8 protein-coding genes and 1 pseudogene are annotated in these 12,252 nt (G+C 43.1%); 5 read left to right on the forward strand and 4 right to left on the reverse strand.

The window, feature by feature from the left end:
* Window positions 1-383: 383 nt before the first annotated feature.
* From ruvB to FTV25_RS15235, 3 genes are all read right to left on the reverse strand, one after another.
* Window positions 384-1,385, reverse strand: a complete 1,002-nt coding sequence (ruvB, locus tag FTV25_RS15225; protein ID WP_180004473.1) for a Holliday junction branch migration DNA helicase RuvB — start codon at window positions 1,383-1,385, stop codon at window positions 384-386.
* Window positions 1,386-1,620: 235 nt separating this feature from the next.
* On the reverse strand, window positions 1,621-2,223 hold the full coding sequence (ruvA, locus tag FTV25_RS15230) for a Holliday junction branch migration protein RuvA (protein WP_168406939.1): 603 nt from the start codon (window positions 2,221-2,223) through the stop codon (window positions 1,621-1,623).
* A 120-nt stretch (window positions 2,224-2,343) separates the two neighbouring features.
* Entirely contained in the window at window positions 2,344-3,684 is a 1,341-nt protein-coding gene (locus FTV25_RS15235) for a deoxyguanosinetriphosphate triphosphohydrolase (protein WP_166138742.1), read from the reverse strand.
* Window positions 3,685-3,877: 193 nt separating this feature from the next.
* On the opposite strand from FTV25_RS15235, the pseudogene FTV25_RS15240 reads away from it, so the two are divergent.
* From FTV25_RS15240 to FTV25_RS16145, 3 genes and pseudogenes are all read left to right on the forward strand, one after another.
* A pseudogene (locus tag FTV25_RS15240) lies at window positions 3,878-5,521 on the forward strand (arylsulfatase).
* Window positions 5,522-6,072: 551 nt separating this feature from the next.
* On the forward strand, window positions 6,073-9,906 hold the full coding sequence (gene purL, locus FTV25_RS15245; RefSeq protein WP_180004477.1) for a phosphoribosylformylglycinamidine synthase: 3,834 nt from the start codon (window positions 6,073-6,075) through the stop codon (window positions 9,904-9,906).
* A 313-nt stretch (window positions 9,907-10,219) separates the two neighbouring features.
* Window positions 10,220-10,345, forward strand: coding sequence for a KGW motif small protein (locus FTV25_RS16145; RefSeq protein WP_253144109.1), 126 nt, complete (start codon window positions 10,220-10,222; stop codon window positions 10,343-10,345).
* A gap of 159 nt (window positions 10,346-10,504) precedes the next feature.
* Here the strand turns inward: FTV25_RS16145 and FTV25_RS16150 are convergent, their stop codons facing one another.
* Window positions 10,505-10,657, reverse strand: coding sequence for a hypothetical protein (locus FTV25_RS16150; RefSeq protein WP_257219015.1), 153 nt, complete (start codon window positions 10,655-10,657; stop codon window positions 10,505-10,507).
* 167 nt (window positions 10,658-10,824) lie between these two features.
* Between FTV25_RS16150 and FTV25_RS15255 the strand changes: the two genes are divergently transcribed.
* The gene (locus FTV25_RS15255; RefSeq protein ID WP_180004475.1) at window positions 10,825-11,706 is read left to right on the forward strand and encodes a LysR substrate-binding domain-containing protein; all 882 of its coding nucleotides are present in this window, start codon (window positions 10,825-10,827) and stop codon (window positions 11,704-11,706) included.
* Between the two features lie 17 nt (window positions 11,707-11,723).
* Window positions 11,724-12,041: an NGG1p interacting factor NIF3 gene (locus tag FTV25_RS15260; protein ID WP_166139647.1), complete on the forward strand. Its 318-nt coding sequence runs from the start codon at window positions 11,724-11,726 to the stop codon at window positions 12,039-12,041.
* The last annotated feature ends 211 nt before the right edge of the window (window positions 12,042-12,252 follow it).

A 12,252-nucleotide genomic window follows, 5' to 3' on the forward strand; every position in this document is an offset into this window, starting at 1 on the left:
TGAGGATCAGAAAGCTTGTTTGAATCGATGTATTTCATCCGCAGATTATGCACGAATGCCAAGAAATCCGGAGTGCAAATATTAACCAAAAAGAAGATCGTTTTTTGATTTATGAAAGAGATCTATTATCTAAGTTTCAACTATTTCTCTAAGTTAAATACTATTTTGGCATTAAAGTTGCTTTGATTATTTCATAATTATTATTGATAAAATTTAAAAGAAATAGCCTAAGTATTTGCTTAAAGAGCAATAACTATAATAGCTAAATAAACTACTTAATAATAAAGATTCGAGTTTGTGCTTTTGGAGCTAATTGATTGCAGTAGTCAATTAGCTCTTTTTCTTTATGATAAAAAATGGCTAAGCCAAAAGAATTTTAACCCTTACTTTGGCTCAGGCGGCGTTATGCCAAACTGTAAATAAGCCATATTGGTCGCAATACGACCGCGCGCAGTACGCATCACATAACCTTGCTGAATTAGATAAGGCTCAATCACATCTTCCAGAGTACCTGAATCTTCTGCCATTGCTGCTGCCAAAGCTTCTACACCCGCCGGGCCACCATCAAAGCGTTCTAGCAACATCGACAGGTAACGACGGTCGAGAGTATCCAAGCCATCTTTATCCACGTTCAACATATCTAATGCACGTTGAGCCATTTCCTGAGTGACTTCACCTGTGCCTTTGACTTGAGCATAGTCACGTACACGACGTAATAAACGGTTGGCAATACGCGGTGTACCACGAGAACGACGTGCAATTTCTTTTGCGCCATCTTCGGTCATTGGAACATCCATCAGACTCGCAGAACGTTTCACGATATGGGTCAGATCATCAACCGAATAGAATTCCAGACGCTGCACAATCCCGAAACGGTCGCGTAGTGGAGAAGTAAGTAGACCAGCACGTGTCGTTGCAGCGACCAAAGTAAATGGTGGTAAGTCCAATTTAATCGAACGGGCAGCAGGACCTTCACCAATCATGATATCCAGCTGGTAGTCTTCCATGGCTGGATAAAGGATTTCTTCAATCACAGGTGACAAGCGGTGAATCTCGTCAATAAACAGAACATCACCTTCCTCAAGATTGGTCAGCATTGCTGCCAGATCGCCCGCACGTTCTAATACTGGACCGGAAGTCGATTTGAGATTGCCACCCATTTCACGGGCAATAATATTCGCTAACGTCGTTTTACCTAGACCTGGAGGTCCAAAGATCAAAGTATGATCGAGAGCTTCAGCACGGCCACGAGCAGCACCAATAAAGATTTCCATTTGCTCACGCACCACGGGCTGACCGATATAGTCATCGAGGGAAGCCGGGCGGATGGCACGATCAAAATGATCTTCGGGTTTTTCAGAACCACTGATGAGACGGTCTTGCATATCTATTAACTTAATCTCTTTATCGAAGCTGTTTGATGCTGCAGAAACAGCCTCAAATAATGATTTGTATTTAACTGCCATTGTGTAGGCGTTGTCTTACTTTTGAAAGATCAAAAGTAACAAAAATCTTTTGTTGAGTTGAAGGTACTTCCTGTACCTCAACTCAACCGGCGACATCCATGTCGCCAAAGCTCGAGCAAATTTTGGATTGAAAATTTGCTCATAGGTAAATTGCTTATTTATTCATCGACTTTAATGCAGCACGGATGATGTCACTGGCTTCGGTAAACTCACCTTTGGCTGCATTCACCAGTTTTTGCGCTTCAGCCGGTTTATAACCGAGAGATTGTAATGCTGCTTCAGCTTCAGCTACGGCTGAATTGCCCATAAACTGAATTTGTGGCGCTGTCGAGTTGCTTGGAGCAGTGCCCGCAGACATAGCTTTAAAGCGGTCGCGCAGTTCAATCATTAAACGTTCAGCAGTTTTCTTGCCGACTCCAGGCACTTTAACCAACGTATTTACATCTTCATTCTCAACAGTATGGATCAGCATCTCCACACTTAAAGTTGAAAGAATGCCGAGTGCCATTTTCGGGCCAACGCCGTTCACTTTTAATAAAGTGCGGAAAATGGTTTTTTCCTGAGCATTTAAAAAACCATACAGTAATTGTGCATCTTCACGTACAGCCAGATGTGTCCATAGGGTAATTTTCTGGCCTTTTTGCAACTGGCAAAAAGTAGTGAGCGGCGTATCAATTTCATAACCCACACCATTCACATTTAATAATACAGTCGGTGCTTCCAGCGCCAGCACTTCACCAATCAGGCATCCAATCATCTTTTATCATTACTCAATTCAGTTTTGCAGCATAGTAGTCAGCATTTTCAGGAAAGGCAAAATCTCCTTCTGCAAAACAGGTGATTTTGCTGCAATAAGCATCTAATTCAGCAAGATGTTTTATAACAATCCGGCTTTATTACCCTGCAATTCCTGTGACAGGTTATAAGCCTGATGATCCGAAAATTTCGAGATAATATCTAATACCTGCATAATATTGTCATAATGGCTGTCTTTAAAATTCGCCCCTGAACGTTGCAGGATCGACATTAACCGCTGTTCCTTAAAGCTCAGGTTTTTATGTGGTGTGGTCAGCGGAATAAAGGCATCCAGAATATTTTGCAGACTTTGATGGGCAATGATCTCTAGGCCCGCTTTCTGTGGATGTTCAAAAATCTTGTCACGTGCCAGTTCTTTGGCGCGGTTAATACCACTTTCAATATCTGACGAACAATATTGCAATAAAGTGCCTTGTAACTGACCAGATAGAATCTGGTCATGGTGGCGTGCAAAAGCAGTCGTCACTTCATTCACCAGACGTTTCATCACACGGCCACGCAGTGCAGCAATTTTCTGTTGCCAGGTCGTATCAGGCATGCCGATTTCAGAAGGCGTTCCATAATCTCCGAGCAGATTTAAAAATACCGGTTCCACTTCAGCATAGCTGAGCATGTTCAAGCTAATGCCATCTTCTAGGTCAATCAGGGCATAACAAATATCATCGGCTGCTTCGAGTAGATAGGTCAGTGGATGACGACAATATCGATACTCGCCGAGCTGGATTAGTCCAAGCTCTTCCGCAATTTGCTTTAAAATCTCTTTTTCTGCCTGATAGCAGCCAAATTTGGCACGGCTACTGGCAGGTAAATCTACTTGTGATGCCATGGTTTTTGACAGCCACGGATATTTTAAATAAGCACCCAAAGTGGCATAGGTCAGGCGCATGCCGCCATCATTTGGATGATAGTCAATCTTGGTTAGAAGCCGCAGGCCTTGGGCATTGCCTTCAAACTGACGTACATCTGCTTCCTGTTCAGGACTTAAATCTTTTAAGAAGTCAGTATGTGATACATCATCAAACCATTCGCGGATCGCATATTCACCGGCATGGCCAAAAGGCGGGTTGCCAATATCATGGGCCAGACAAGCGGCTTGAATGATGGCGCCCACATCCGCTGGAGACACCCAGGGTGGAAGCTGGTCTTTAATTTTCTCTGCGGCCAACATCCCTAGCGAGCGGCCAATACAGGAGACTTCCAGTGAATGCGTCAGGCGCGTATGAATACCATCGTGCTGGGTTAAAGGATGCACCTGGGTTTTACGGTTGAGCTGCCGGAAGCTCTGGGAAAAAATAATACGGTCATAATCTTTGTGGAACGGGCTACGGGCCAGTTCTGTACTCTGCTTTTTACTACCAATCCGAACTGTCGAAAGCAGTTCCAACCAACGCATTTGAGTCATTTATCATTATTCAGTTCTCTACTTTCTGCATCATGCCAAAAAAGAGCGTAAAGCACTAGGGCAGTGCGACATGAAATGTCATTTTGAATTAGCTTAGCTGAAATACAGCGAAAGATTGTCAATTTGGTGACAGGGCTGAGCCAGCAATTTCAGGCAAATTATGACCATAATAAAATCAATTTGCAGACCAAATATGACGACAGCACACGCTACACCACCTAATATTTTACTCATCGTCGCTGATGATCTGGGCTTTTCTGATCTGGGTGCATTTGGTGGAGAGATCCAGACACCACATTTAGATGCAATTGCCCTGGAAGGATTACGCCTGACTAACTTTCATACCGCATCGACCTGTTCACCCACCCGTTCCATGCTACTTTCCGGCACAGACCATCATCTGGCAGGATTGGGTTCCATGGCCGAAGCCATACGACCTGAACAGAAAGGCCAACCGGGTTATGAGGGGTATTTAAATGATCAGGTTGCGGCTCTACCGGAACTGTTACATGATGCAGGCTATTACACCATCATGTCTGGAAAATGGCATCTGGGCTTAACTCCAGACCGTTTTCCGGCACGCCGTGGTTTTTAAAAGTCATTTACCTTGCTCCCGGGTGCAGCCAATCACTATGCGTTTGAACCCGATATTCCAGAAGAAGAAATTCCGGGCCTGTTGAAAGTAACTCGGGGGCTCTATGCAGAAAATGATGAATACATTACGGCATTGCCAGAAGATTTCTATAGTTCGGACTATTTTACAGATCGCTTGCTGGATTATCTGCAAGATGATGAGAGTCGTGCAGAACGCCCATTCTTTGCGTATTTGCCATTTTCAGCACCACACTGGCCTTTACAAGCCCATCCGGAAGATATTGCCAAATACAAAGGTGTATATGATGAAGGTCCTCAAGTATTACGTCAGAAGCGTTTAGCCAAAATCAAAGAGCTCGGTTTAGTAGGTGAAGATGCTACGATTCATCCAGTATTGGCGAAAACTAAATTCTGGAACAGCTTAACGGATGAAGAAAAGCAGTTCTCGGCGCGAACCATGGAAGTCTATGCAGCAATGGTCGATCGTATGGACCAGAATCTTGGTCGCGTGATTGAATACCTGAAACAGACTGATCAATACGACAATACCATTATTATTTTTCTTTCGGATAATGGGGCAGAAGGCGCGCAGCTGGAAGCATTACCAGTCTTTGGTCCTGATATTGAGACCGTAATTGCCAAATATTATGACAATGCTCTGGAAAATATTGGCAAGGGTAATTCCTATGTCTGGTACGGTGAGCATTGGGCGCAGGCGGCCACAGCGCCATCTCGACTTTATAAAGCGCATACAAGTGAAGGTGGAATTCGTACACCTGCATTCATCAAGCATCAGGGCTTCGCACGCCAAAATGGCATCAGTCATGAATTTTTAACGGTGATGGATCTACTGCCGACTTTACTGGAAACACTGAATATCCAGCATCCGGGACAGCAATATAAAGGTCGTGAACTGGTGCCATTACGGGGTAAAAGCATTTTGCCGTATTTGCAGCAACAGCAGGCCCATATTCATGCTGAAGACCATGTCACGGGTTGGGAGCTGTTCGGACAAAAAGCCTTACGTAAAGGGGATTGGAAGGCTTTATTTATTCCCGCACCGAATGGCCCAAACAAGTGGCAACTCTATAACCTGGCAGAAGATGGCGGTGAAACAGAAGATCTGGCAGAGCGTTATCCAGAAAAATTACAGGAGCTATTGGCAGACTGGAAAGTTTATGTACGAGAAAATGGTGTGGTAGAAATTGAAGGTGGGGGAATTTTATTAAATAAAACTGCCTGAGCTAATCTTATTAGGGTATCGAATTTCAAAACTAAACAGATATTCGTGAGAATGAACTAAAAATAAAAAACAGGTCAAACGGCCTGTTTTTTATAGAACAATAATTTTGATAGAAAGAAAATCTTAATCTGTAAGCTGAATAGTTAATATAGTTGATCATCATTCAGACAGATGGCAAAAAGCAGCGCAGCTACCTATTTTTGATCAAGAAATAATAAAGAAGTCAATTCTTGGCTCATTTTTATTAAAAATTGAGATTAAATTTTAAACCACTTGATATGATCAATAGTGTTGAAAAATAATACAAAATTTTTAAGTTGAATTATTCTTGACTAGTTTTAATTTTTCTTTAACAAATTGTGTTAAGCTGTGCGACTACATTCAATTTTTTTATCTGAAAATAAAAGCATTATTTATAAAATGCTATAGCTTTTCGCTTGAGTTTTCTCATTTCCTCTCTAGCCGATTTATGTATTTCACAGTAGAATATGCGCTCTCTCAAGTCACATTGTGGCATGGTCGCTCGATCATCCCGTGGAGCCAAAATCAGCATGTTTATCGTTGCCGGTGCACCTGCACATTCTTCTTTTAAGAAAGCTCAACTACTCACACGTTTATCGTCAATTAGTTCTGTTCAATCACTAGAAAGTCAATTTGTTTATCTTTTTGACCAAGCGCTCAACGAGCAACAACAGCAATCCGCTTTACAGCTTCTCAACGATGGTCAATCATTTGAACTGCGCCAGGCTGCAAGTGATGAAATCCAGATTCTGGTGACACCGCGTGTCGGCACGATTTCACCATGGTCATCAAAGGCAACTGATATTTTTGCCAACTGTAATACACCGGTTCATCGTTTAGAACGCGGTGTTTTGTTTACTTTGAAGGGCGAAAAAGAGCTTTCTAAAGAAGCATTACAGATCTTGCATGACCGCATGACTGAAAGCGTTTTCAATGCGATTGAAGATGCTGCAGTATTATTTACTGAAACTGCTCCGAAACCTTTGAACTCGATTGATATCTTGGGTCAAGGTAAAGAAGCACTGGTAAAAGCCAACAATGAATTTGGCTTTGCGCTGTCTGAACAGGAAATTGATTACCTGACAGAGGCATTTACTAAACTGGGTCGTAACCCGAACGACATCGAACTGATGATGTTTGCTCAGGCAAACTCAGAGCACTGCCGTCATAAAATCTTCGGTTCTGAATGGACGATTGATGGTGAAGTTCAACCATTGTCATTGTTCCAGATGATCAAAAATACCTATAAAGAATCACCAACAGACGTATTGTCGGCTTATAAAGACAACGCATCGGTGATTGTTGGTTTTGATACGCAACGTTTCTATCCAACTCAAGAAGATAACGGTCAACACGTTTATAAATACAAAAGCCAGGCCGCTCACATCTTGATGAAAGTGGAAACTCACAACCACCCAACAGCGATTGCACCATTTGCCGGTGCTGCGACAGGTTCAGGCGGTGAGATTCGTGACGAAGGCGCGACTGGTCGTGGTGGTAAACCGAAAGCTGGTTTAACGGGTTTCACCGTATCTAACCTGAATATTCCTGGCTTCGAACAGCCTTGGGAAGAAAACTATGGCAAACCTTCACGTATGGCATCTCCACTTCAAATCATGATTGAAGGTCCATTAGGCGGCGCAGCGTTTAACAACGAATTTGGTCGTCCAGCGCTGACGGGTTATTTCCGTACCTTCGAACAAAACGTCAATGGCGAAGTGAAAGGCTTCCATAAGCCAATCATGATCGCGGGTGGTTACGGTAACATTCGTCCGGACCACGTTGAAAAAGATGCGATTCAACCAGGTGACTTACTGATCGTGCTTGGTGGTCCAGCCATGCTGATCGGCCTTGGTGGCGGTGCAGCATCTTCTGTAGACAGCGGTAAACTGGGTGAAAACCTGGACTTCGCTTCTGTACAACGTGAAAACCCGGAAATGGAACGTCGTTGTCAGGAAGTGATTGATACTTGCTGGCGTATGGAAGATGAAAACCCAATCGTTTCTGTACATGACGTCGGTGCGGGCGGTATCTCGAATGCGATGCCCGAGCTGGTAAATGACCATGAGCTAGGTGCAATGCTGGATCTTCGTAAGATTCCATCACTTGAGCCAGGCATGTCGCCAATGGAAATTTGGTCAAACGAAGCGCAAGAGCGTTATGTACTGGCGATCCGTCCAGAATCTCTACCTTTATTCGAATCGATCTGTGCGCGTGAACGTTGTCCGTTTGCGGTATTGGGTGAAGCGACTGAAGCACGTCACTTAACAGTTGAAGATCCATTGTTTGGTAACAAGCCAGTGGATATGCCAATGCAAGTGATGCTTGGCGGAACACCACGTATGAGACGTTCATATGAAACTGCTCCGCGTAAAGGCGATGACTTTGATGCGTCTAAAGTGACTGATCTGAAAGATGCGATTTATCGCGTGATCAAGAACCCAACAGTCGCTTCTAAATCATTCCTGATCACTATTGGTGACCGCTCGATTACCGGTATGGTGGCACGTGACCAGATGGTTGGTCCATGGCAGGTTCCTGTGGCTGATGCTGCAGTAACAACAACCAGCCTTGTCGGTTACACAGGTGAAGCAATGGCAATGGGTGAACGTCCACCAGTTGCATTGTTAAACCCAGCGGCTTCTGCACGTTTATCAGTTGCTGAATCGATCTCAAATATTATGTCTGCGAAGATTGATCAAATCAGTGACATCAAACTGTCTGCAAACTGGATGGCTGCTGCAGGTCAACCGGGCGAAGACCAAGCATTGTTCGAAGGTGTAAAAGCCATTGGTATGGAAATGTGCCCAGCACTGGGCATCGCAATTCCAGTCGGTAAAGACTCATTGTCAATGCGTACCACCTGGAATGACGAAGGCGAAGACAAATCTGTTACTTCTCCAATGTCAGGCGTGATCACTGCATTTGCACCTGTAACTGATGTTCGTAAGACATTAACCCCTGAGCTGAAAAATATTGAATCTGTACTGGTTCGTATTGATCTATCTAAAGGTCAGTTCCGTTTAGGCGGTTCGATCTTGGCTCAGGTATACAAAGCAATTGGTTCAGTGACTCCTGATGTCGACAGCTTTGATGACTTCAAAGCATTCTTCGCACTGGTTCAAGACTGGAACAACCGTGGTCTGATCAAGGCTTACCATGACATCGGTGATGGTGGTTTACTGGCAACTGTTGCGGAAATGATGTTTGCTGCACGTCTAGGCGTAGCGCTAGAAGACCAATCAGTTGAAGCATTGTTCGCTGAAGAAATCGGTGCAGTTCTGCAAATCGCGAAAGCAGATTGGGAAGCATTGCAAGCAGAAATCACTGCTTCTACTCTGAAAGATGCGATCTCTGTAGTAGGTACAGTGAACAACTCTGACCAGTTATCTGTAAATGGTCTGGTACTGGAACGTGCTGACCTGCAAGTCGCTTGGACTGAAGTTTCTCATCAAATCCAGCGTCTTCGTGACAACGTAGAAACTGCAGATCAAGAATTTGCATTAGTTACTGATAAATCACACAAAGGTTTGATTGCTCAACCGACATTTGATCTGAACGAGCAAATCGAAGCGCCGTACATTAATTCACGTCGTCCAAATATGGCGATTCTGCGTGAGCAGGGTGTAAATGGTCATGTGGAAATGGCAGCAGCATTTGATAAGGTCGGCTTCAATACAGTTGACGTACACATGAGTGACTTGCTTGCTGGTCGTATCAGCCTGGATGACTTCGAAGGTCTTGTCACTTGTGGCGGCTTCTCTTACGGTGACGTATTGGGCGCAGGCGGTGGTTGGGCGAAATCAGTATTGTTCAATCAGCAGCTTCGTGACCAGTTTGAGAAATTCTTTAACCGTCAGGAAACCTTCTCTTTAGGGATCTGTAACGGCTGTCAGATGCTGTCACAATTAGCTCCACTGATTCCAGGTGCAGATGCTTGGCCTCGGTTCCATCGCAACAAATCAGAAGTATTTGAAGCACGTAGCGTCAATGTTCGTGTAGAGAAATCTCACTCTGTATTGCTAGAAGGTATGGAAGGTTCAATTCTTCCAATCGCTGTGGCACATGGTGAAGGTCGTGTGGTTGCATCAGCTGAAAGCATTGCTGCATTGAATGCCAATAACCAGGTGATTATGCGTTATGTGGATAGCCAGGGTAATGCGACTGAGCAATATCCATTGAACCCGAATGGTTCGCCTGAAGGGATTTCTGGTGTAACTTCGAAAGATGGTCGTGCGACTATCTTGATGCCACACCCTGAGCGTAACTTCCGTGCGATCCAGCACTCTTGGAAACCAGAAGACTGGGATCAGGACGGTGCATGGTTACGCATGTTCCGTAATGCTCGCAAATTTATTGGTTAATCTGATTTAGTTTCAAAAAAGGGTCGCAGCAGCGGCCCTTTTTTATAATTTGAACTTATGGGAAATTAGTAAAACTAGAAAAATCATTTACTTTTGTTTAGACTAGCTTCATCAATTGCCACCAGTGGGTGGCTTTTTGCTTTCTAAGCAGTTTGAAACATTTATTTAATTTTCTCCCGCTGAACTGGTTTAGATTTTGCTTTTATATCTGCATAGAAGTGATATTGTGTAAATAATGCACAATATTTATGCACTTTAAAGGAAAGATGGTATAGATCAGTTCAGTATCAACACTCAAGAATGAGGTGGTGACATGGCTAAGACGCTCAGAATAATGGATAGAACAGAATTACGTCAGAAAGGTTGGTGGTTATTTGGTTTTGTCGTTGGCCTACAGGTGCTGTTCTTGGTAGGTAGTTATTTGCTACAGGGTTCTTGATCAACAGATTTAAAAAAGCCACCGAGAGGTGGCTTTTTTATCGCTAAACAGTGAGCTGAATCTGCTTTAACGTTACCTTCAGCGTATTCACATAATCAAAAGCATTATTAATACTGTGCTGATAACACCAAGCGATATAACCAACCGGCCTAACCAGAATTACACAGATTCATGAATTTCAGACTTGCCATCCCAAGTGCCATACACATAATGAGAAACAATCCGAATCACATCCAAATATGGCAAGTTCAGTGATTCAGCTGCCTGACTCCAGCCTTCACCCGATTCAGTGTCGAATACTGCGTCATGCAAGACACTATGTGTATACCTGAAACAGGAATAAATGTATGAGATGCAAAGTCTGGTCATGCATAGAAGGTAATTATATGAGTTTTCGTATAAGCTATTGATCTATTAGTATTTTCAATATGTTGGCCTAAATCGTAAGATAAGCACCTATTTTTTGAAGTGAGCAATCTATGGAACTTCGACATTTACGCTATTTTATTACCGTGGCGCAGGAGCAGAGTTTCACTAGGGCTGCTGAAAAGCTGTTTACGGCTCAACCTTCTTTAAGCCAGCAGATTAAAGATCTGGAGCAGGAAGTTGGCGTTAACCTGTTTGAGCGTTCTTCACGAAAAATACAGTTAACCGATGAAGGTAAGGCCTTTTTAATCTATGCAGAAAAAGCTCTAGAAAATGCCAAATTGGCCGTTGCGTCAGCACGACAGGTGGCCCAGCAGAAAAATAACCAGATTCATATTGGTTTTCTGAATGTTGCCGAACTAAAAGTCATGCCACATATTTTGGCCAAGTTGAAAAAGACCATGCCAGATCTGAAAATTCATCTGCATAGCCTGTTCTGTCTGGAACAGCTTCAACGTCTAAAAAATGCTGAACTAGATCTAAGTATTACCCGTTTTCAGCTAGATCATCCAGATTTTGACAATATTCATTTATTGACAGAACAAATTCACTTGGTTGCAGCCAAGCATTTGCACCCAACCGATCGAATACTGAAATTACAAGAACTGAAAAATCATACGATTATTATGTGTGATCAGAATGCATCACCTGTATTTTACGAAAGACTCAATGCCTTGATGTCCTTTGATCAGCTAAAGCACGATCAAGTGCTGTGGGCGACCAATGTGCTACAGCATATTAACCTGATCAATATGGGTATGGGTTTTAGTTTTGCTCCCGATTATTTATTACGTTTCCTGAATGATGAAGTGAAAGTGATCCAGACAGATCGACCTTTACCCCAGGTAGAACTATATGCAACATTTAACAAGAACTCTCAAAATCCAGCATTGAATATTATTATCGAAGCCCTTAACAATACGGTAAATGCTTGAAAAACTTGTAGGGATATATGCTTAAACTGATTTATTACGTACCAGATGAAAACCTAGAGGAAACCAAGAAGGCTGTCTTTGCAGCAGGTGCGGGTGGGATTGGTGAATATACCGACTGTGCCTGGCAAGTGCTGGGAACTGGACAATTTAAGCCACAGCGCGGTGCAGATCCTCATATTGGGGAAATCGGCCAGCTGGAAAATGTGGAAGAATGGCGGGTCGAAATTCTTGTACCTGATGAAAAGGCGGTTGAAGTGGCTAAGGCTCTAAAAGACAGTCATCCTTATGAAGAACCGGCATTTGAATTTATACAGCTTTTAGATATAAAAGTTTAAATTTTAGAAGTGATATAAACCGACGGTGCATTAGTGTTGATGTGCCGTCTATATATTAAAAACACCCAATCTGCTTTTATTATTATAACCCGAATCGCGGATAAAAAATTGACTTGAAAAATAAGAGGACTAGAGCCATCAGTTGAGTTACCACACAAAACTTAAAACTCTAGTCCCGATGTTTAATAGTACCGAATTATTTTGCGTAATT

Source organism: Acinetobacter sp. YH12249, assembly GCF_013417475.1.
GTDB lineage: Bacteria > Pseudomonadota > Gammaproteobacteria > Pseudomonadales > Moraxellaceae > Acinetobacter.